The sequence below is a fragment of the Marichromatium sp. AB32 genome, from assembly GCF_003718675.1.
In the GTDB taxonomy this organism is placed as follows: domain Bacteria; phylum Pseudomonadota; class Gammaproteobacteria; order Chromatiales; family Chromatiaceae; genus Marichromatium; species Marichromatium gracile.
This window is the reverse complement of record NZ_RHFJ01000034.1, coordinates 1-21794: the sequence shown is the minus strand read 5'-3', so window position 1 is coordinate 21794 and position 21794 is coordinate 1. Positions and strand designations below refer to the sequence as shown.

The window sequence follows — 21794 nt, the reverse complement described above, 5'->3', positions numbered from 1 at the left end:
CGTGACCGAACCCAAGGAGCTGACCGACAACCCGTCCTTCAAGGGTTTCACCAACCACGACTGCCCCTTCTACCCCTGTCATCCCGGGGTGCGGCGAACGTTCAACTGTCTGTTCTGCTACTGCCCGTTGATCGCCTACGACTGTCCCGGTCCTTACCGGATCTACACCGACCGTCACGGCAACCGGCGCAAGGACTGCACCGACTGCCGCCTGCCGCACGAGGGCTATCACTCCGCCTGGTCGTTCATCCAGAAGTGGCTCGACGACCCCCGGCCCTGGTGTGGCGAGCCGCAGCAGCGCTATCGTCGACGCGATCCCTCCTAGCCGTTGGCGAGCGCGGTGGCCGATGGCTGTTGCTCCTGCAGCGCCTGCCGCACCGCCGTGAGCAGCTCCCCCGAGCGCCTGATCCAGTCTTCGAGCCGGCTCGATCGTTCGCCGGCGCGACGCAGTGTCTCCAGCCGCAATCGTCGCAGCCTGAACAGCGCCTCGCGCAGCAACTGCTCCTGTTCGAGCCGTATCTGCTGATCGTCGCCGAGTAGTTCGGGGTCTGACCCCATGGCGCCGGGAGCGAGGCCCGCGCGCACCAGCATCAGCCTGATCTCCGCCAGTCCGGGGCTGAGCAGTCGATCGCCGGCATCCGGTGGCTCGACGACCTCCCAGAGCGTATCGAGCGCGCTGAGCAGTCGTTCGGTCTCGAGGCGCGGCGACGGCGCCGGCAGCCACTCCACGCGTTCGCGCATCCCCTCGATCAGCTGCCCGATCAGGGCGCGATCGAAGCCCGCATCCTGGGTCTTGGCGATGGTGAGCAGCTCGTGCGCTCCCAGCCGCTGACTGGTGGAGACGATGAACTCGGTGAAGGCGAGCAGGATGCCGAGTCGGCTGAGGTCCTTGCCGCGTCGGCCATGAGGGTAGCCGCTGCCGTCGAGGCGTTCGTGATGTTCGAGTACCGCGCGCGCGATCCGTCCGCGGGTCTGTGGCTCGCCCTCGAGGATCAGCGCGCCGATCCGTGGGTGGGCATAGAACTGACTCCAGTGCTCGGGATGCAGGGGCTGCGAGGGAGCCAGCGAGGCGGCCTCGAGATGGAGGATGCCGATGTCGTGACAGAGCGCGGCCAACGCCAGACGCTCCTGGTCGCGAGGCTCCAGGGCGCGTGCGCTGGCCAACGCATCGGCCGCAAGCAGGGTGGCGACCCCATGCTCGAACAGCGCCGGGTTGAGATGACGGGCAACGGCGAGCTTGTTGCCGAGCACGCCGGGTGGATCGATCCGCGCGGCGGTGCGGCGCGGGTCGTGGTGCGGTCCGCCGAGACAGGCGATCAGTGCCGCCAGGGTCGGGTCCCGATCGAGCAGGCGCGCGATGGTCTCGAGCAAGGTGGTGCGATCGACCCGCTCGGCGAGGCGAGTGGTGCGGTCGATCGGTTCGAGCAGCTTGTGGCGCAGCAATCGCTCCAGCACCGAGCGATCGATCCGCGCGCCACGGGCCAGCAACTTGCTGCCATTGGCCGCGCGGATATCGGCGCTGGCGGCGATCGGCTGTGTGTCACCGAGGGTGGTGAGACGACGGATATAGACCGACTCGTCGAGCGTCATCGCGAGCCGTCCGGCAGACGGTGAGCGGCGTGGGGCACTGAGTGAACATCCATGTTGCAGCATTGCGTGCGGCCCCGATCCGGGCCGTGTCAACACGCGAGCGCATACCGCCTGGGACGGCGCTCCATACCCCATCCTAACACCAGATGTTGATCTGGTGCGTCTCCAGCGCCACGCCGCTGGGTGAGGTCTGTCGGCTCTCATAGGGGGTGTCGTCCATGCCAGACATCCCCAAGATCTGTTTAGAGGCTGCTCGTTATCCCTTGAGGGGATTCGTAACGCATCTATCACGCAATGGAAAAGACTCGCGACCTATCTCATAATCCTTTTTCGGGATTCGTAATTCTCAAGCAACTGATGAAGATGGCAGGCGTGCTAGAATCATAATTCCTTATAGGATTTCGTAACCATCACCGCAGTCGGGACCGACACAGTTACCGTCTCCCTAATAGCCCCTTATAGATATTCGTAACCGGATTTCCTCGGCAGTCAATCTGACCCGCCTGAAACTCATAATCCCTTATAGGGATTCGTAACGCTCGTCGCCGAGCTGCCCGAGAATCTGGCAGACATCTCATAACCCCTTATAGGGATTCGTAACATCGAGGCCCTCGCCGCGCCCGCTGCGATAGAGCGCCTCATAACCCCTTATAGGGATTCGTAACGCTGCGAAGCAGCATTGCCGACGCGCTGGCGTCCAGCTCATAACCCCTTATAGGGATTCGTAACCAACATGTACCAGCGCAGCGCCAACGTGATGCTCGGCTCATAAACCCTTATAGGGATTCGTAACACTCGCCAATCGGCTTATGCGCGTCGCTGCGCGTCTCTCATAAACCCTTATAGGGGTTCGTAACGAGCCGTCGCCGCAGACGATAGCGGCGCGATCGCTCCTCATAACCCCTTATAGGGATTCGTAACGGGCGCTGTCGCCAGCACGCCGGGCGGCGTACTGGTCTCATAACCCCTTATAGGGATTCGTAACGTCCCAGAGCTGCACCGTTTGGCGTTGCGGCGGCGGCTCATAACCCCTTATAGGGATTCGTAACGACCGGTCAGAGCTCGGATCTCGGCATGCACGGCCTGCTCATAACCCCTTATAGGGATTCGTAACGTCGTCTGTCTGCTGTTCGAGGGCGGCGAGACGCTTCTCATAACCCCTTATAGGGATTCGTAACGAGATCAGTACAAACCAGATCACGAATTCGAATGATCTCATAACCCCTTATAGGGATTCGTAACGGCGGCGACACGGGCGGCGACACAGGCGGCGACACGCTCATAACCCCTTATAGGGATTCGTAACCAGAGAGGTCTCTGTCGCGCCCAAGGCGCTCGACGACTCATAACCCCTTTAGGGATTCGTAACGCCGATGGCCGCCAGCTATACCGCGCCGCCGACGGTCTCATAACCCCTTATAGGGATTCGTAACGTGGCGCCGGTAGGTGCGCAGGGTGATGCCCATGTTCTCATAACCCCTTATAGGGATTCGTAACGGCCGATTTCATGACCACGACGCGCTCGACGTCCGACTCATAACCCCTTATAGGGATTCGTAACGCGCCCCTCTATCCGCTCGGCGCGCCGTATGCCGCCCTCATAACCCCTTATAGGGATTCGTAACGCACCACCTCCGGTATCCGGTTTACCGGATACAGGACTCATAACCCCTTATAGGGATTCGTAACCGTCGCCGAAGTACTTGCTCGCATCGAACACCGCGCCTCATAACCCCTTATAGGGATTCGTAACTCGCTGAGTCGAGCTATCGAGTCCTGCTGCGCTGGGCCTCATAACCCCTTATAGGGATTCGTAACGCGGATGGTGGTGTTTTCGACGCCGAGCGCGCCGATCTCATAACCCCTTATAGGGATTCGTAACCTCCACGTGAGCCGCACGCCGGAGACGCGGGCGGCATCTCATAACCCCTTATAGGGATTCGTAACGTTTGTGCAGCGCCTGGGCGAGATGGATCAGCCACGCTCATAACCCCTTATAGGGATTCGTAACGGCCCACGTCATCACCACCAGCCCGAGCGACATGATCTCATAACCCCTTATAGGGATTCGTAACGAGCAACCAACACACTCCCGGGCCGTGGATCACGGACTCATAACCCCTTATAGGGATTCTTAACGAGGCACTGCCCGCACTCGACCTGGCTGCCGGTCAGCTCATAACCCCTTATAGGGATTCGTAACCTGGCCCTCGGAGTCGCGCAGCTGGATGTTGTAGCCTCATAACCCCTTATAGGGATTCGTAACGTGCGGCATCAACGCTAAAACCGCGCGCCAGGAAAGCTCATAACCCATTATAGGGATTCGTAACCGCGCTCCGTGCGCTTCGCGAGGCCGGGCGGATCGACTCATAACCCCTTATAGGGATTCGTAACGCTGGGGGCGGTGATGGTTGCCGCCGGTGGGCGCGGCTCATAACCCCTTATAGGGATTCGTAACCGCGCCGGAGGCGACGGGGCCGGACGGGGCGCGTCGCTCATAACCCCTTATAGGGATTCGTAACCGTGGCGCTGCCGGTCGCGGCGGTCCAGTCGGCCAGCTCATAACCCCTTATAGGGATTCGTAACGTCGCCGGTGCCGAACGCCATATCGAACTCGAGGGGCTCATAACCCCTTATAGGGATTCGTAACACCGGTCTCCACGAGCGCATCGCCGCCCCCATCGCCCTCATAACCCCTTATAGGGATTCGTAACCCGGAGGGCCTGAACCCCCTGCCGGGCCTCGGCGACCTCATAACCCCTTATAGGGATTCGTAACGATACCGTGTATCGCCGCCTGGACGGATTGGTGATCCTCATAACCCCTTATAGGGATTCGTAACGGCGCTATCGAGCGCGGCAGCACTGGCGGACGTGAGCTCATAACCCCTTATAGGGATTCGTAACTCATCCGCGTGCAGGTGGACCAGCCGACGTTGCTGTCTCATAACCCCTTATAGGGATTCGTAACGCACTATCGGGTCGCTCGGTCTGGCGAGGTCGTCGAGCTCATAACCCCTTATAGGGATTCGTAACTCGGACCAATCCGCCAGATAGGCGGCGTCAGACTCCCTCATAACCCCTTATAGGGATTCGTAACAGGAGGCCCTGGTCGCCTCCCTTGAGGACTGACGTACTCATAACCCCTTATAGGGATTCGTAACCGGCGCGGGCCTCGGGCGTGTCCTCGCCGTCGGGGACTCATAACCCCTTATAGGGATTCGTAACGGCTGAACACTTGTCGCGCCTGACCGGGCAAACCACCTCATAACCCCTTATAGGGATTCGTAACCTGCCGCGCCATCGTAGCTCGCGATATACCGCTGGATCTCATAACCCCTTATAGGGATTCGTAACAGGAGTACCGCGTACAGCGCGAGCTGCTGGTGGGGGCTCATAACCCCTTATAGGGATTCGTAACATGTTTGCCAATGAAATCGCAGGCACTCAGACAGACCTCATAACCCCTTATAGGGATTCGTAACCTGGGAGTAGTGGGCGGAAGTCGATAAGGGCGGAAGCCTCATAACCCCTTATAGGGATTCGTAACCATTCGCGGCAACCCTTCACTCGCTGCGCTCGCTCACTCATAACCCCTTATAGGGATTCGTAACCAGGCTGCGAGCGCGGCGCTGGAGCTGGCAAGCCGCTCATAACCCCTTATAGGGATTCGTAACAATGATGACGTGGATGAGTATAGCACCCGACGTTGCCTCATAACCCCTTATAGGGATTCGTAACATCAAATCAATCGAGGGAACGCAGTGACCGAGCACGCTCATAACCCCTTATAGGGATTCGTAACGATTAGCGGGAGGGCGTCGAAGAATTCGCTGATGCTCTCATAACCCCTTATAGGGATTCGTAACCAGGGTGGTGGGGTCGACCGCCAGCGGCTCCCAGTCCTCATAACCCCTTATAGGGATTCGTAACAGGATCTGGGGATCTCCCAGTGTTAGACCCGGCGGTCTCATAACCCCTTATAGGGATTCGTAACCAGCAGGGCGCGTGGTGCGCTCCGCCAATCATACACCTCATAACCCCTTATAGGGATTCGTAACGATCCCGAACAGGTCGACGACCGTCCGGGTGTACCCCTCATAACCCCTTATAGGGATTCGTAACACCAACGCTCGTGCCGACGGCAAGGCGTTGCTCGTCCTCATAACCCCTTATAGGGATTCGTAACCTTACTGATCCGGAGCACGCGAGCCCCGGGCTGTGTCTCATAACCCCTTATAGGGATTCGTAACCCGCGAGTGTCAGGGCATTGATTGCGAGCCGGGCTTTCTCATAACCCCTTATAGGGATTCGTAACGGATCGTCGGCATGGCGCAAGAAGTCAGTGAATCCGCTCATAACCCCTTATAGGGATTCGTAACGTGTGGCGGATTCGTCAAGAGTCCTGAGCCTGGTCTCTCATAACCCCTTATAGGGATTCGTAACGAACGCGATGCGGCGTCCGTCGTCATCCTCGCCCGTCTCATAACCCCTTATAGGGATTCGTAACCTGTGTCACCGCCTGTGTCACCGCCTGTACCAACCTCTCATAACCCCTTATAGGGATTCGTAACACCATCGCCGTCGCCGGTGCCGTCGCCATCTCCACCCTCATAACCCCTTATAGGGATTCGTAACGGACATGGCCTCTCGCCTCGGCGCCAACCCGCTGATCTCATAACCCCTTATAGGGATTCGTAACATGGCTCAACCCTTCGCCCGCGCCCTGCTCGCCGACCTCATAACCCCTTATAGGGATTCGTAACTTGTCTTTGACGCCCTGCCACAAGGCGCCAAACCAGCTCATAACCCCTTATAGGGATTCGTAACGTAGGCGTTGACGCCCTCGGTCACGTCCTCAACGTACTCATAACCCCTTATAGGGATTCGTAACCGCCGCCGCGCCGCTGTCACCCCTCCCTTTTCGTGGCTCATAACCCCTTATAGGGATTCGTAACGTCGAAAAAGTTGTCGCCACACAGCGCCATGGCGCTCTCATAACCCCTTATAGGGATTCGTAACGTGCCCCAAGTGCGGGGCGCTCAACAGCAAGAAGGCCTCATAACCCCTTATAGGGATTCGTAACCACGGATGCTCATGTTGAGCATCGTACTCCCCGCACCTCATAACCCCTTATAGGGATTCGTAACCCCTCGATTTTGATGTGTTTCCTGTAGTGTTGAACGATGTTTGTGTTGACTTTCTTTGTGTAGAGGCTGATGGCCGTGCGTCGGAGTCTGTAGTTGGAAACTTCACAGGCGATAGAAGTCTGGGGGCTACAAGACGCCGTAATCGGTCTTGTGTCTGGTGTCCGCTTTACGACTGACTGCTCCTTTGCCGGATTTTGCCTTGATCAAGTGGGTGACCTCTACATTCTTGCGGTTTTCTGCTGTGATTTCGGTGATTCTGTCCTCTGGGAGCATGGCTGCGCTCAGCTCTTGGCGCAAGCGCACGGCTTCCGCTTCGGTCATGTCTCCAGAGAAAACAGAATATTGTTCGTGGTTGAGATAGCGCTTCAGGATTTTTCTGAAAATTCTGGTCCGTTTCGCTTCGACGTCATACGTGACGAGCATGAACATGATTAAGCCCGCCGCTTGAATGATTCGTACTCGGAAACCTCGAGAACCTGTCGTTCGAGTCCAAGTGCTTCACGATAGATCCACTGCCTGAAGCTGTGCCCGGAGTATTGCTCTTCAAGGCGTTGTGTGAACAGTTCGCTGACATGGCGACGCCCAGTCTCCGTCAGCAGGCAGACTCCCTGGTTGATGGAGAACCAGTTGTCGCCGAGCATCTTGCGGCGTGCCATGCGGAAGATGAGCATATCGGCAAGCACTGGCTTGAAGGGCTCGGAAAGGTCCAGGCTCAGTGACGCGCGTCCGTGGCCCGGGGCGTGCAGTACGCTGAAGGTCTCCTCGAGATGGGTCTTGCTTGTCTCGTGCCGGGTGACGGTATAAGTGAGCTGATTGAGGAAGGAGATCAGGCAGTTGACCGGATTGTTCGGCGGCCGTCTTACTCGCGGCGTGAAATCCAGCGCCGGATCGATGTGTCGCCAGCCGCTGTAGTACAGCTCGTGCAGGTTGCCCTCGATTCCCATCAAGGTGGGGCTGCTGTCGGCCTTGCCGATCTTGTCCATCAGACGTTGCATCTTGGTGATGATGTCACCCAGCGCCTTAATTCCTCGGTAGTGGTAGTAGCGCAGATTGGCGAGCATGTTGTGAGCCGCGCCGCGAACGATCTCCCGAGCGACGGCAATACGTTTTCGCTCGTCCAGTAACAGCTCTGCCTGCTTGAGCTTGACCATGCCCGCTGGGTTGCGGTCGAGTGGTTCGAAGCTGCCCTTGCAGTAACCGTAGTAGTCGAATACCGATAGGCGCACACCGTGCTTGCCGCACAGCGTCAACAGGCGACTGTTCAGGCGGCTCTCGCCGAGTAGTACCAGATGCCCGACTGCTTCGATCGGCAGTGAGCGCTTGCGTCCGTCGATCATGATCGACAAGGTGTTTTCGTGCTGCCTGAGTGTGGCGTTACGCGTGACGAAGAGCGTTTCCATCAGTCATACCCGCAGAAAGGTGCCAATGAACAACTGGCGCACAGGCCGATTTTCGATGCTTCGGGAACCTGCTCCGACTGGCTGAGCCGTTCGAGGGCGAGGCTGTCGTGCCAGAGCCCATCGAGCAGGGCTGGGTCGAGCGCGACTTCACGCCAGCGTCGGTTTGTCAGCACCTGTATCCGTGCCGTCCAGGCGCGCCCCGTGGCGATGGACAGCATGACTGCGTAGTAGCCGACCTGGCGGTCGACGGCGATTTGGGCTCCACCGGTTCCCTTGTTCTCGAACACGATGGCCTGCTCCCAGTCGAGCCGATCCGGGGCCAGACCGAACAGGCCGATCGTCGAACGGTCGCGTTTGTAACGGGTTTCCTGATGTGCCAGCCCGGTTGCGACGCGACAGTTCCACTGGGCGAAGTTGATCCGGTGCAGGTACATCCAGGCTCGCCGCCGACACAGGTTGATGTGCTGAAAGTGCAGTCCGTGCAGGTTCAATCGGTCGACACGCTCAGAGAACGCCGCTGACTGCGTCCAGTGAAATCTCGGGGTCATGTCCGGGTACCAGTCCGGTTAGGCGAACAAGCTTTTTCACGGCCTCCAGTGCCTGGGGGTGATCCTCCCAGTCGAATTCATAAGGGTCGATGTCTTCCAGCTCGTCACACCAGCGATTGACCAGGCGCTCATCGCAGGGCAACCTCAGGGTTCGCGTGGTGTGAGGGAAGTGGCAGATCCAGTCGCGTTTGGCGTGATGATCCTTGTCCTCGCGCCAGTAGTCGTCGAGGCCGCCCTGGATGTGGATTTCGTCGCCCGTCTCGATGCCGCGCTCGAATACCTCCGTTTCCCGTTGCAGCCAGACTTTGGGATAGTCGTATGCCTCGCCGGTATCGCTGACCACTCGGATCTTCGGCTCGATCGTGCGTAGATCGAATGCCTGGGCATGGAACAGCTTCAGCCAGTGGTTGACCTGCTCGGTCAGACCCGGTTCGTCGGCCAGTTGACGTACCCTCTGCTCCAGCCGGTAGAACGCGCCGGCGCCCTTGGGTTGGTGGGCGAGCAGGTGGCCTCGGCGGGGCTGACGGTTGCTTGCGTGCTCCAGCAGCACTGACCAATAAAGCGCGGTACACCACTTCGCCTGACTGGATAGCTGGCCGAAGGTGCTGGCGGTATTGTGAGGCGAGAACTCGGCCTGCACGGATCGGCTGAGTACTTGGGTCAGTGCCGCGATCGTGCTTCGCTCACCGGGCTGCTCCCGGACCCAGTCCACGACGGCTCGCAGCCAGGGTTTTCGCTGCTCTTCGATCCGCACAATGACGCGACCGTTCGCGCCGCGCCTGGCTGCGCGGCCGTAGCGTTGCAGGAAGCTCATTGCCTCGAAGCCCGGTTCCATGAGCATGAAATCGGCATTGCGGAAGGTCACGCCCATCTCGACGCTGGCGGTTGCCAGGATCAGGTCATAGGCGAGCGGGTCGCGTTGACGACCGATCGCGAACCCTCCTTGATGTCGGCCCTTGGCGGTGCTGTCACGCACACTGTTGATCACCAGCACCCGGGCGGGGTCGATTCCGGCCTCGGGCAGCTTGCGTGACAGCCCCGGGAGGTCCTTCTCCAGGTCGACCAGGCGGTTGTAGACGATGACGACCTGACGGCCCGCTGCCAGTTCCTCGACCACCTCGTTCAGGTGGTCGAGGATCAGGTCGTAAAGGCTTGGGGAATCGACCAGCGAGAGGCGCACGTCGCCGTGGAGCGGGCGGCCGTCCGGGACGATCCGCTCACCCAGCAGGGCGATCGCCTCTTCGGGGATGCCGATATCCACCAGGGTTGGTTTCAGGTCGAGTGGTGTCGCTGAGAGGAAGCTGATTCGCGACACCCCGAACCCTACCCGGTTGTCGAGTTGAACCGTGGCAAGGCGGGCGAACAGGGCCGCCAGACCGAATCCACGCGCCTCGATCGAGTGGAATTCGTCGAAGACGATGTGATCGAACTGCTCCAGCATGTCGAACACGCCTTCGCCCGCCTGTCCAGCCTCCACCCGGCGGCGGATCAGCAGGCCGCTGACGACCTCGGGGGTAGCGACGATCATGCCGCCATCGAAGCTGCCCAGGTCCGTCATCTGGAGCAGCCGAACCCCGTTGATGCTGGCCACGCCCTGGCTTCTCAAGATCGCCGTCTGGTCGCTGCTCCAGATCGCCACGCTTTGTGCGGCCTTCTGTCGGCTCCAACCGGCATCCTGCAGGTCGTTGATCAGCCCGTTGGCCAAGTTCTGCGCCAGTCGTCGCGTCGGTACGATGAAGAGGATACGGTGTCCACGATCGCGCAGCGCACGCTGGAAGGCGTAGCTCTTTCCGGCCCCCGTGGGGGCCTCGGCGATGCGTATCCGTGCCGGGTGCTCGATCAGGTCGCGCTGCAGCGGTGAGAGTCCATCCTCTCCCGCCGCGACGCAGTGCCTGGCGATGATCACGTCCATCGGGCGACCTCCTCTCCGGCCTGGGTGAGCGGCATCCATTCCGTGAGCTGCAAGCCGTAGAGCAGGAAGCGCTCGACCGCCAGCTCACGCCCGAATAGTGCCGCTGTCGCGGCGTTGAGCCGGACCTGCTCGATGCTGTCGTCGCGGGTGAGTTTCAGCATGCCGTTGCGATGCAGACCGATTCTGATGACGAGCGCTGTCTGGCCTGTCTCCTCGAAGGGATCAATGCCGAAGAGCGCGCCGCGGAAGACGGCCCCCGGGGGCACCTCTTGGGTCGTCCAGAATTGCTTCAGGTTGCCCTTATAGGTGACATCGCGAAGCTTTTTCTGATAACCGCCTTCCTCCTCCAGGTTGAGTCGGCGCGCCAGCGGCGGCAGCAAGCGTGGATCGTCGGCTATCAGCAGCGACGCCCGCCAGGGCATGACGCCCAGGTCACGACGGTAGTCCTTCTCCGGGAGCGCGCCGCTCGCGCGCATCCAACCCAGTGTGCCGGCCAGGCCGAACGCCAGCGCGTTGTCGCTGATGAGCTCGGGTAGGGTGGCCGTGCCACCCTGAACTGCCAGCGAGTGATAGGCGAACGGTGTCAGGGTCTCGGCACGCAGTCCGATGGCCGGGCTCATTTTCCGAACCAGCCGTCGAAGAGCTGCGCGATCTCGGTGGCGGCCTCCTTGTATTCGGCCTCGAGTCGGCCGCCAGGCTGGTTGAAGTCGTCGACGAGCTGCTCGACCCATCCCTGGACCTCCTGTCCTGGGATGACGGTTTGGTGCAGGGGGGCGAGTAGGTTGTGCAGTCGTGCGGTGGCGGTCTCGACGTCGGTCGTCTCGGCCGGATCGAAGTGCTTGATCAGTTCGTAGGGCGAGGTCTCGGCCTTCTCGAATTTATCGGCGTAGATCCCGACGCAATGGGTGCGGATGTTGATGCCGGTCACCGAGGTCTGACCGCCGTAGCTCCCGGCCATGCCGACCGACAGCAGCAGGTGCTTGAGTCCGATGGCGGGGAGCATCTTCCCGCGCGTCGAAAGCACCTGGACCATCAGCGATCCGGGGCGGATGAAGTGGCGGCTGAAGAGGTTGTCGGTGTTCTTGTTGTCCTCTGCGTCCCAGAGGGTGCCATCCTCCATCCCACGGTTGTGGAAGCTTTCGTCGACACACAGATATTTGGGCCGCAGGCTGAGCCCGTCGGAGTAGTTCACCGCGGCCCGTACCGGCAGGACCTTGTTGTCGGAGTTTGCCGAGTCGCCGAACACCAGGGTGTTCAGGTCGAAGGACTCGGAGGGCTTGGCCTTCTTGGGGATCACGGTACGGTTCTGTGGATAGCGCCCACCCGCGCCCATCGCGCGGAGGATCTGTAGTGCGCGCCCCCGTTCCGGGTATTTGAACTTGTTCGGCACCGCGCGGACGTAGGTCTCGTCGTTGAACTCGATATCGGTGATCTCTTGCTCGGCATTGCGGAAGACCACCGGCGCGATCGCCTCGCGGATCAGCACCAGGGAGATGCTCCCGAGGTTCTTGCGCTTCGGGTGCAGATAGGCGCTGTTGTCACCTTGGGTTTTCTCGAGCAGTCCGTTCAGGGGGGCGAGATAGTCGTTCAAGCGTTCCATGGGGTGGCTCCTTGCTTATGAATTGGCTGCGGCGGGTGCGTCAGTGGCCTCGGACTTGGGGCGTGGCGCGGTCAGAAACGACATGCGGTAGATACTGCCGAGGATGCGGCGGCTGCTCTGGGCAGGGGGGCGCCCCTGCATGACCCCGAACCAGACGTCGTCGACGAAGAGTTGCGCGAAGGACAGAAAGGCATCCGCCAGCGTTTCCTCGGGGCGATTCTTGGCGCTGGCGATCTTGTTCTTGCGCGCCAGGTTGGTTTCGAGTTCTCCGGCGACTGCCATGGCGAGTGATTCCGGGTCGCGTTGCCCCAGACGCCAAGCACCGATCGCCGTTTTCAGGCAGAGGTTGAAGGTCAGCATCTCCTCGTTCGTGGAGGCACTGCCGTGCGGGCGTTGCTGGATGCGGGCCGCCGCGTGTCCCAACTTGACCAATGGGGCTTCGGTGTCGCTCATGCTGTTCTCCTCGATACATTGCTCAAATTCGCGCTTGAAGCGCAGGGTGCGATCCGGCTTCCCGCTCCTGGCCGCCTCGTGCAGAGACGACCAGGTCAGGCAGATTGCGCCCAACCGTGTCGCGGGTCGCGTGTAACGGTCGAAGACCTCGAATCCCAACCCATTGGTGTCCAGAATGAGCTGGGCCGTCTCCAGGCGTTCGATGGCTGCTGGAACCTGCTCGATGCGCAGTCGACGACCGCCGATCAGGTCGGCCAGTCGGCGTGGCATGGCGTCATAGGCGAAGAAGGCCTTTTCGTTCGTTGGCAGTCCGCGAAACAGGTGCAGGGGGCGGCCGATCCGCAGCGCGCTGCGCAGCAAGAGGCGCAGCAGTGCGGTCTGCTCCTCTGTCTTCACTGGAACGCGTTCGAAGCGGGCGACACGGAAGCGCTGGCGATAGGCGCCCAGCCCCGAGTAGACCTTGCCCTTTGCCACTTGCTCGCGCGCCAGATCGAAGACCGACAGCGACTGGAAGTCACGCTCGTTGTCGAGCACGAGTCCGGCGAACAGGCCGGTCGTCGAGGACATGGACAGCAGGGTGGGAATGCCGTCCGGCCTGCCACCGGCATTGGCATGGACGACGCTGCGCAGTCGATGCTCGGCATAGGAGACTGGAGCAATGTGCGTTTCGCCGGTGGCCGAGTCGATGTTCTCGAGCCGCCCGTCTCGTCCCGAGAAGGCGGACTTCTTCACCTCGTACAGCTTGTCGGAGTCTTTGAACGTCGCATCCTTGCGCACCGGCATGTCGGTGATAAGGCAGCGTTTACCCTGGTTCGATGGGGCTGCCATGCGCTTGTTGTCGAGTCGCTCGGCAAAATGCGACACCACTGCATCGAGGCGGTCTTCTCCTTGAGCCAAGATGCTGTCACGCAGGCCGGGCTGATCGTCCGTGCCTTCCAGCCAGTGGTGCAGCAACCCACCAGTCCCCCAAATATCGGCGTACAGGTCCGGGTTGGTGGTGGCGCGCTGTGTCGCCCAGAGGCTGGTGAAGGTGCGCCGTGATGCGGCGTCCTCGATCGCGCTCAACCAGGCAGGTCGCTCCTCTCCGATGACATCGAGCACGGCCTGCTCGCGTGCGTCATAGCTCGGCAGTTGTTTCACCGCCTTGTAGTTGAGGAGCAGGGCGAGATGTGCGGCCGATCTCAGGGCGTGTTGTGCATTGCCCGACAAGGCTTCTGGGTTGGGGTAGGGGGTGATGGTCTGTCCCTGACCCTTCGGCCAGTTGGGTTCCAGACCGATGCAGCCAAGGAGTCCGTCGAGTTCTCGGGTGATGACCTCGTTGGCGAGGGTCGACTTGACCCGGAAGAGTGCGGCGAGGTCGCGCCCTTTCAGTTTCGACGAGAGAAAGTTCGTCAGTTGCTCATGGTCCGGCTGTGAGTCCAGGATTTCAGGCAGACCGCGATTCGAGACATTGATGCGGAGTCCGAAAAGCTTGCGTCCGAGAAACCGTCGCACCTTGCGGATTGCGGTGTCGCGGATCTCATTTGCTTGCGCGGCGGGAACCAGCATGACCAGCCGCCCGTCCTGATGCCCCTCGATGAGTGGCGGAACGGGTTTACAGCAGGCGGACAGGGCACGCTGCAGTTCATCGACGAGAAAGGGGTGGTGCGGATCGAACAGGTCGATCAGTGTCCAGTGACGCAGCAGGTCGCTGTCGAGTGCGCCGTCCTTGCGCAGACGCTCCAGCACCGCATCGATGCCTTCCTTGAGCCAGAGTCCGTCGAGCTTGTCGGCCAGCGCGACATAGCGCATCAAGCTCGAGAAACGCCGGGGCGGATACTCCGCCGGCGGGCTGCGATGCGCCTGGGTGGTTTCTACATGCTCGATGAGAAATCGCACCTGGTCCGCTGTCAGGGCATCGCCGGTGAACTGGTCGAGCCCGTATCGCGCCCAACGCTCGGCGATTGCCTCCAGTGACAGCAGCGTGCCACGTGGAAGACAGAGATCCTTGTCGACGTCATGCATGAAGGCGAGGGCCGCCAGGATACGCAGCTCTGCACGCAGTCCATCCAGGTCGATGTCCGGGGTACGCTCCAGGATGTCGAGCGCGGCGAAGATCAGGGCGCCACGCGTCACCGAGAGCAGGTGATCGAGCAGGGTGATGTTGGCGCTTTCGGCATAGCGCGCATTCTTGACGGGGTCGGGGTCATATCCTCCCTTGCCGCTGATGGACATGAGGTGCACGACCCGCGTGTCGATGATCTTTCCCGCGCTCAGATCCCTCTGTTTCTTCTGATCGAGCACGTGACCCTTGCGGTCTTTCAAGACGAAAGGCTCGACGACTTCGGTCATCAACGCCTGATAGACGTCTGCGGCCACTTGGCTGGCCAGGGTGAGTGAATCGCTCATCGTCCCACCCCGTCCTCGGCCAGACCGATGCAGCCGAATCCGTTGCGGGTCTTCTCGCCGAGGCCCGCATACCAGGCCAGGAGCAGGTCCTCGCGGCTGCCGGCGAGCACCAGAGGTGCGCTCATCCCGATGACGAAGGCCGAGTGTCCATTACGCATGCGTTTGGTGCTCACCAGCACCGAGTGCCGAGGGTTGGCGCGCAGGTAGAGGCTGTCGGGATGAACCTCCAAGGCGACCTCACGGCCGGCGATACGGCTCAGGCGTGTGTTGACCGCCGCAGAGAGGTCGAAGGCGTCGAGGCGTGTATGCCAACGCTTGCCGGGTACCGAGCGGTCCCGGATCGCGATGGGGGAGAGGGTGAGAACACCTAGCGTGGCTTGCTCGGGCAGCATCGGTGGTGACTCGTGCACGACGGTTGCCGAGGTGAAGTCGAGCAACTCGCCCGTTGTGGTGCGCGCATGGCGCAGTGCGCCGGTCTCGAATGCAGCCAGAATCGCGGCCAGCTCCGCGCTCGGGGTAGAGACGACCAGGGTGTGAGCCCGCCCTTGGTGCTGGTTGTGGAAGCCGAGCGGGGCAAAGGTCCACGGTTGGGCCGATGCGCCGATGACCTGATCCGGCCGGGCGCCGCTCTCGATCCAGGCGTTGATTAGGGTGTCGTGGATGAGGTCTTGATGACGGTAGTCCGCCTGCTCTCCAGGTCGAAGCTGTAAGCGAACCCTGTGCATGTCCATGGCGATATCCCTTGATGGAAGCTACACTTTGAGTGTAAGCAAAAGCATCAACCATAAGCAATGCATTGCCTGACATGAAACATGACATTATTAGGCGCTTCGCTTTCATCGAGACCCGCCTTTTATGGGGCGGCGGGTTCACCGCCAAAGAGCTTGCCCAGGAGTTCGGTATCGCTCGCCAGAATGCCCAAGGCACGATCCAGGCCTATCAACGAGAGCATCCGGGGCAGATGCGCCATGATCGACGCCTGCGTCGTCAGGTCGCGACAGAGAGCTTCGAGGCGGTCTACATTCGCGACGATGTCGCGCGATTTCTCGACTATCAGCGTGCCGTCAATCACCTCGGTTATTTCTATGAGGAGCGGGACTGGAGTGATCTGCCCTTTCAGGATGCCGACATGCTGGTCCGTCCCCTCTATGCCCCTGGCGCGCTGCGTGTCGTGCTCGAGGCGCTCCGACAGGAAAGGGCCGTGGAGATCGGCTACTGGTCGAAAAGCAGGACGCGTTCCCGCCTGATCTCACCGCATCACCTGGTGTTCGCCGACGGTCGTTATCACTTCCGGGCGTATTGCCACGACTCATCCAGGTTTCTCGATTTCGTCCTGAGCCGAGTGATGGAGGCCGCTCCAAGCGATGAGCGGGGGATGTCGAGCGAAGAGGATCATGATTGGCATTGTCAGCAAGAGCTGACCTTCGAGATCAACCCCGATTTGCCGCAGGCCGCTCAGGAAGCGCTCAGGCTGGACTTTCTTCCCGTGAACGGCGAGCTGTTGCGTGTTCCTGGCGTGCGCGTGGCGCTGCAGCACTATGTGCGGAGGCGTCTTTGCCGCAACGATTGGCGCTTCGGTGTGCCCCGGTGGGTCGAGGTCGATACGAGTTGAGTGCTGCGCGGCGTTGGACCGGTATGGCGCCGCGGTGGCGGGCGATGGGGGGCGAGACCCGCGACGACCCGGTCGGGTCGCCGTCGATCTCGCGGGCAGGGAGGGTTTTTCAGTCGAAGGGCAAGGTCAGTCGGTCGTCGATCTCGCAGGCGCCTTGCTCGCAGCCGGGGTTGGCGGTGCCGCCGCCGTCCGGGTAGTGCACGAGCGTGACCGAGAGGTGGCGCCAGTCGGTGCCGATCCGCCATTGCCTGCCCGGACCCGGCAGGGTCTGACGGCCCGGGATCAGGGTTCGACCGCGGGTTGCGGCGATGGCCGAGGTGATCGTCCGACCCCGGGTGTCGACCGGCGCGAACTCGACATGGGCGCTGCCGGCTCGGGCGTCCGCCGTCGTCGGGACGCAGAGGGTGACCGACTCGACGGCGAGCAGGTCGCCTGGCTTGGCTGCCAGCGGCTGATCGGCCTCGACCAGCCTGGCGCTGTGGTTGACCGCGACCAGCAGGGCCTCGATGGCGATGGCCGGCGGTATGTCTCCGGGGCCGCTCGTCGCTCGACACTCGACGGCCTGGGGCGCTGCTGTCGCAGCGGGTGTGCTGTCGGATGGGTGCTCCGGGTGCACCGGCGGATACAGCAGCAACCCGCTCAGGGTCAGCGCGGCGCCGATCAGCAAGGCAGCTCGCTGGCGGGCGCGGGAGAGTTCGAGCAAGCGCCCGATCCTGCCGGTCAGGGCGAGCAGCAGCAGGAGCAACCCGGCGAGGACGAGCCAGGATGCGGGATGACCGATCAGCAGCGGTGAGATGTCGAGTGTCATGTCGCAGGCTTCCCGAGCAGGGGGTCAGCTCAGCCGGCTGATCCTCAGCCGAATCTGCCCCGCGTTGTTGTCGTAATGATCCGGCGCATCATTGGCGTAGCACAGCAGCATGCCGCTTGCCGGTGGCTGGAAGCGTTCGGCCGGATGGGCGCCGAGGCGGAAGTGGTGGCGGGCGCCGCTGTCCTCTCGGATCTCGCCGACCAGCTCGAACCAGTTCGCCTCGGGGTGCTGGCGCTGGTTCTCGAACAGATGGATCACCGGGCGGAGCAGGCGGCGCAGGCCGCGCAGATCCTGTCGGTCCCAGCCGTCGGCCGAGCAGGGTGGCAGCTCGCCGTCCTGCCAGACCTGGGTCGGACTGAGTGCGAAGGTGTAGGTTGCGCCGGCCTCGAGATGGAGCCGCCAGGGCTGGTCGGCGAGATCGCGGGTGCGGGCGGCGACCTCGATCTCGACCTCCTGGCCTGGGGCGAGGTGACCGTCGGCCGGCAGTTCGGTGAGCGGGTTGGGATGGTCCTCGGCCCAGCGATCAAGGGTCGCGGCGAAGGGGGCGAGTGGCTGCGGTCGCCACCAGGCGCAGTCGCGCCAGCGCTGGCCGACGCTGGTATGGAGGTCCACCTGCTGATGCGGGGCGTGGGCATGGAGCCGGGGACGTGTCTCGCGCTGCAGGCGCGCCGGGTCGCGTTCGCCCGCGGTGTAGGGGAAGGGGATGTCGTCGTCGACGAAGATGCAGGGATCCTCGGGGGCCAGACCCTCGAGGACCGGTTCATGGTGCTTGAAGTGACGGCTGACATCGACCTCGATGTGCCGGGTGTCGCTCTCCAGACCGAGATCGCCGGCCTGCTCGAGCATCCAGCGCAGGGTGATGCTCGAGAGTCCGCGCTTGACGAAGCTGCCGCCACCGATGCAGCCGTGGTCGCCGGGAAACCAGGTCTCGCGCACCTGGGTGCGGGTCGGGTCATCGGCATCGGCGAGGGTGACCATGAATTGAGCGCGGGCCTCGTCGATCGCGACGGCATGGGCGACCTGTTCGACGTGCGCGCCGATGCGGTTGTTGTGGAAGCGGTAGCGGCGGTTGAGCGCACGGTCGAGGGTCAGTCCGGGGATGACGTCGGGGAAGCCGAGGCTGCCGACCGTGTCCCAGCAGCCGAGCAGACGGATCGGTGCAGGTTGCGGGTTGTGACGGTCGCGAAACGCGCGATAACGGGCGACCTCGTCGCTGTCTGCGTCGGGGTCGCGATAGAACTCGTAGGCCTCGCGGATATAGCGCAGCTGATGACGCTGCAGCAGGCCGGCGGCGCCGATCAGTCCGGCGAGGCTGCGCACCGTATAGGCGCCGCGGCTGAAGCCGAACAGATAGATCTCGTCATCGGGCTGGTGGTTGAGCACCAGGAAGCGGTAGGCGTCCATGATGTTCTTGTCGATCCCGCGCCCGAAGGCGCCGCCGATGATGGCGGTGAACTCGCGGCTGAGCGCGCCGATGCCGCCCTCGGCGCCGACACCCTCGTCGTAATAGACGACCTGTTCGGTCGTGCTGTCGTCGCATTGTGTCCGTATCGCCTGGGCGAGCTGGACGACATTGGTGGGGTAGTCGGATTCGAGATGTTGCCAGGTGCCGTCGCAGCAGACGATGAGCCGTTTCATGCGTGGGTCCTCGTGTACCTGCAGTTGTGTTGCTGACGCTGACGACTGAAAGCATAGGCTTGCAGAGGTTTTGTGTACACGAAAAGGTTTCTTTGCTCGCGCCCATCACCCGATGTCCTCGCGCCACCTGCCCGAGGGCGACGTGCAGCAACCGCCGCCGCGCCCTATCGCCTCGCGCTTGCTGGATCTGGTAGCCTGCCGACCGGACCGGTCCCGCCCGCCCCCAGGTCGGTGACGCCCTATTTGAGTGGCACACGCGCTCGGCGCCCGCCGGAGCCTTGTGTCTGTGACTGATCTTCCCGAGGAGGCACGCTCTGATCGCGTGCTCGATGCCGATGAACATTGCCCATTACGCCCAGACCCGTCATGCCACCAAGGCCTTCGACCCCGAGCGTCGGATCCCCGAGGCCGAAATCGAGACGCTGCGCGCGCTGTTGCGCAATGCCCCCTCGTCGGTCAACGCCCAGCCGTGGCACTTCGTCATCGCCGCCACCGAGTCCGGCAAGGCGCGGGTGAGCATGTCCACCGAGGCCGGCCACACCTACAACACGCCGAAGATCGTCGATGCCTCGCACGTGGTCGTCCTCTGCGCACGCACCGAGATCGATGACGACTATCTCGAACACCTGCTGGCACAGGAGCGCGCCGATGGTCGCTTCCCGACCGAGGAGGCCGAGGCGCGTCAGCGGGCCACCCGGGGGTTCTATGTCGGACTGCATCGCGATGAGCTGGGCGATCTCGATCAGTGGGCCGAGAAGCAGGTCTATCTGGCGCTGGGTTCGCTCCTGCTCGGCGCGGCGACCCTGGGCATCGATGCCTGCCCGATCGAGGGTTTCAATCGCGAGGTACTCGATGTCGAGCTGGGGCTGCGCGAGCGTGGGCTGAGTGCCGTGGTGTTGGTCGCGCTCGGCTATCGCGCCGAGACCGACTTCAACGCAGGACTGCCGAAATCGCGACTTCAGGAACAGGAAGTGTTCAGTGATTTGTGAATCCAAGATGGATTGAGCGTAAGATTTTGTTTTTTATGGTCGTAAATTAATTCGACGTAAACTTTTGGTGTTCTGTTTTGGGCCGATTGACAAGGCGCTCAGCGCCGCTGAATCGGTGCTTACTCAACATTTTTAGTCTTTACGTGTGCGAATTTTGTCTCGAACTCGGCTTTTCTTGCCGTGAGATCAGTTTTAACAGGGGTGTCAATCATCTCGACGTGTACATTCCGTGTTTTCTGTCTTTGCCCGCTTCGTCAACCATTCCGTCGCGCCACTCGCGTGATGCCGATCGTTTTCAACCTTCCATGAACGCGAGTCCTTATCGAGATGATTGAGGCCCTGACCCTGATCCTGACCTGTCAGCTGCTGGGCGAGAGTCTCGTCCTGCTGTTCGGGTGGCCGCTTCCCGGGCCGGTGCTGGGGATGCTGTTGCTGTTCCTGCTGCTGGTGGTGCGCGGCGGGCTCGCCGCGCGCGTTGCCGAGACCGCCGACGGGTTGCTCGCGCATCTGCCGCTGCTGTTCATCCCCGCCGGAGTCGGGGTGATGGTCCACTGGGAGCTGCTCTATGCCCACTGGCAGGCGCTGGGCGCGGCGCTGTTGTTCGGTACCCTGATCGCCCTGGTGGCGACGGCGCTGGCCATGCAGGGCACGCTGTGGGTGGTGCGCCGAGTACGGGCGGCGAGGGCGCGGTCGTGACCGAGATGCCGCTCGAGACGCTATGGGTCTATCTCGCCGCGCGGCCGCTGTTCTGGCTGACCCTCACCCTGCTGGTGTGGCTCGGCGCGCGCAGGCTCCAGGCCTGGTGCGGGGGGCTGGCGCTGCTCAATCCGGTGGTGCTGAGCATCGCGACCCTGATCGGGCTGCTGGTGCTCACCGACACGCCTTATGCGCAGTACTTCGACGGTGCCCAGTTCATCCACTTCCTGCTCGGTCCGGCGACCGTGGCGCTGGCCATCCCGCTCTATCGGCTGCGCGCCGAGCTACACGTGCTGGCGCTGTCGATCACGGTTGCCCTGGTGGTCGGGGCGGTGGTGGCGGTCGTCAGTGCGGTGGGGCTGGCGGCGGCCCTCGGCGCGGATCGCGCGGTGCTGCTCTCGCTCGCGCCCAAGTCGGTGACCACGCCGGTGGCGATGGGGATCGCCGAGAAGCTCGGCGGCATCCCGGCGCTGACCGCCGCCCTGGTGGTGCTCACCGGCCTGGTCGGGGCGCTGTTCGGGGTCGGGGTGCTGCGCCGTCTGGGGATCCGCGATCCGGCGGTGATCGGGGTGGCCCTGGGCACCGCCGCGCACGGCATCGGGACCGCCCGGGCCTTCCAGCTCGGTCATCGCGAGGGCGCGATGGCGGGTCTGGCGATGGGACTCTCGGCGGTGCTCACCGCGCTGCTGCTGCCGTTGCTGCCGCGCGGCTTGGCGCTGCTCGGGATGTAGGGGGGATCAGCCATCAGCGACCAGCGATCAGCCACCAGTGAGGGGAGGTGGTTTGTCTCGTCGTCGCGCCTCTGGCAGCTTTGCGGTTGCGGGGCATTGGGCGCAGGCATCGAGTATAGACGCCCACTGGCGGCTGGCGGCTGGCGGCCCTTCCCCAAACGCCGACGGCGGCCCGGAGGCCGCCGTCGGATCATGCGAGCTGACGAGAGGTCAGCGGATCAGGCGTGCTTGCGGCGGCGGCTGCCGGCGAAGCCGATGAGATCGGAAGAGCGGCGTGTAG

The 21794-nt window shown here is 62.3% G+C and carries 16 protein-coding genes and 1 CRISPR repeat array; of the genes, 5 read left to right on the top strand and 11 right to left on the bottom strand.

Translation table 11 applies throughout. From position 1 onward, the window contains the following. Position 1: 1 nt before the first annotated feature. On the top strand, positions 2-325 hold the full coding sequence (locus EBL85_RS11215) for a cysteine-rich small domain-containing protein (protein WP_123142954.1): 324 nt from the start codon (positions 2-4) through the stop codon (positions 323-325). Here the strand turns inward: EBL85_RS11215 and EBL85_RS11210 are convergent. The 9 genes from EBL85_RS11210 to EBL85_RS11170 form a co-directional block, all read right to left on the bottom strand. After that, on the bottom strand, positions 322-1590 hold the full coding sequence (locus EBL85_RS11210) for an HD-GYP domain-containing protein (protein WP_190288072.1): 1269 nt from the start codon (positions 1588-1590) through the stop codon (positions 322-324). The two genes, EBL85_RS11215 and EBL85_RS11210, sit on opposite strands and share 4 nt — an antisense overlap. Positions 1591-1842: 252 nt before the next feature. Beyond that, a CRISPR array of direct repeats spans positions 1843-6739; the repeat unit is 28 nt; unit sequence CTCATAACCCCTTATAGGGATTCGTAAC. A gap of 126 nt (positions 6740-6865) precedes the next feature. Continuing rightward, positions 6866-7168 carry a CRISPR-associated endonuclease Cas2 gene (gene cas2 / locus EBL85_RS11205; RefSeq protein ID WP_123141249.1) on the bottom strand — a complete coding sequence of 101 codons (303 nt, stop codon included), beginning with the start codon at positions 7166-7168 and terminating at the stop codon, positions 6866-6868. Positions 7169-7170: 2 nt separating this feature from the next. Continuing rightward, positions 7171-8139, bottom strand: a complete 969-nt coding sequence (gene cas1 / locus EBL85_RS11200; protein WP_123142952.1) for a CRISPR-associated endonuclease Cas1 — start codon at positions 8137-8139, stop codon at positions 7171-7173. Continuing rightward, positions 8139-8687, bottom strand: a complete 549-nt coding sequence (locus EBL85_RS11195) for a Dna2/Cas4 domain-containing protein (protein WP_123142951.1) — start codon at positions 8685-8687, stop codon at positions 8139-8141. The genes cas1 and EBL85_RS11195 overlap by 1 nt, the downstream gene beginning before the upstream one ends. Then, positions 8644-10599 carry a DEAD/DEAH box helicase gene (locus EBL85_RS11190; protein WP_123142950.1) on the bottom strand — a complete coding sequence of 652 codons (1956 nt, stop codon included), beginning with the start codon at positions 10597-10599 and terminating at the stop codon, positions 8644-8646. The genes EBL85_RS11195 and EBL85_RS11190 overlap by 44 nt, the downstream gene beginning before the upstream one ends. Further along, positions 10590-11219 carry a hypothetical protein gene (locus EBL85_RS11185; RefSeq protein WP_123141245.1) on the bottom strand — a complete coding sequence of 210 codons (630 nt, stop codon included), beginning with the start codon at positions 11217-11219 and terminating at the stop codon, positions 10590-10592. The genes EBL85_RS11190 and EBL85_RS11185 overlap by 10 nt, the downstream gene beginning before the upstream one ends. Then, a complete protein-coding gene (locus tag EBL85_RS11180) occupies positions 11216-12199 on the bottom strand; it encodes a type I-D CRISPR-associated protein Csc2 (RefSeq protein ID WP_123141244.1) in 984 nt (327 codons plus the stop codon). Before EBL85_RS11180 ends, EBL85_RS11185 begins: the two co-directional genes overlap by 4 nt. Before the next feature lie 15 nt (positions 12200-12214). Then, the gene (locus EBL85_RS11175; RefSeq protein WP_123142949.1) at positions 12215-15040 is read right to left on the bottom strand and encodes a hypothetical protein; all 2826 of its coding nucleotides are present in this window, start codon (positions 15038-15040) and stop codon (positions 12215-12217) included. Continuing rightward, positions 15037-15771, bottom strand: coding sequence for a CRISPR-associated endoribonuclease Cas6 (locus tag EBL85_RS11170; RefSeq protein ID WP_123142948.1), 735 nt, complete (start codon positions 15769-15771; stop codon positions 15037-15039). The genes EBL85_RS11175 and EBL85_RS11170 overlap by 4 nt, the downstream gene beginning before the upstream one ends. 74 nt (positions 15772-15845) lie before the next feature. Here EBL85_RS11170 and EBL85_RS11165 point away from each other — a divergent pair, with 74 nt between their 5' ends. Beyond that, positions 15846-16652 carry a WYL domain-containing protein gene (locus EBL85_RS11165; protein WP_123142947.1) on the top strand — a complete coding sequence of 269 codons (807 nt, stop codon included), beginning with the start codon at positions 15846-15848 and terminating at the stop codon, positions 16650-16652. Positions 16653-16761: 109 nt separating this feature from the next. Here the strand turns inward: EBL85_RS11165 and EBL85_RS11160 are convergent, their stop codons facing one another. Next, positions 16762-17460 carry a hypothetical protein gene (locus EBL85_RS11160; protein ID WP_123142946.1) on the bottom strand — a complete coding sequence of 233 codons (699 nt, stop codon included), beginning with the start codon at positions 17458-17460 and terminating at the stop codon, positions 16762-16764. Between the two features lie 24 nt (positions 17461-17484). Next, positions 17485-19098 carry a DUF2235 domain-containing protein gene (locus EBL85_RS11155; RefSeq protein WP_123142945.1) on the bottom strand — a complete coding sequence of 538 codons (1614 nt, stop codon included), beginning with the start codon at positions 19096-19098 and terminating at the stop codon, positions 17485-17487. Positions 19099-19433: 335 nt separating this feature from the next. Between EBL85_RS11155 and nfsB the strand changes: the two genes are divergently transcribed. The 3 genes from nfsB to EBL85_RS11140 all read left to right on the top strand — a co-directional run bounded on the left by nfsB (position 19434) and on the right by EBL85_RS11140 (position 21514). After that, a complete protein-coding gene (nfsB, locus tag EBL85_RS11150; protein WP_123142944.1) occupies positions 19434-20087 on the top strand; it encodes an oxygen-insensitive NAD(P)H nitroreductase in 654 nt (217 codons plus the stop codon). A gap of 327 nt (positions 20088-20414) precedes the next feature. Next, a complete protein-coding gene (locus tag EBL85_RS11145) occupies positions 20415-20783 on the top strand; it encodes a CidA/LrgA family protein (protein ID WP_123141237.1) in 369 nt (122 codons plus the stop codon). Positions 20784-20788: 5 nt separating this feature from the next. Further along, a complete protein-coding gene (locus EBL85_RS11140; RefSeq protein ID WP_123142962.1) occupies positions 20789-21514 on the top strand; it encodes an LrgB family protein in 726 nt (241 codons plus the stop codon). Positions 21515-21794: the final 280 nt, after the last annotated feature.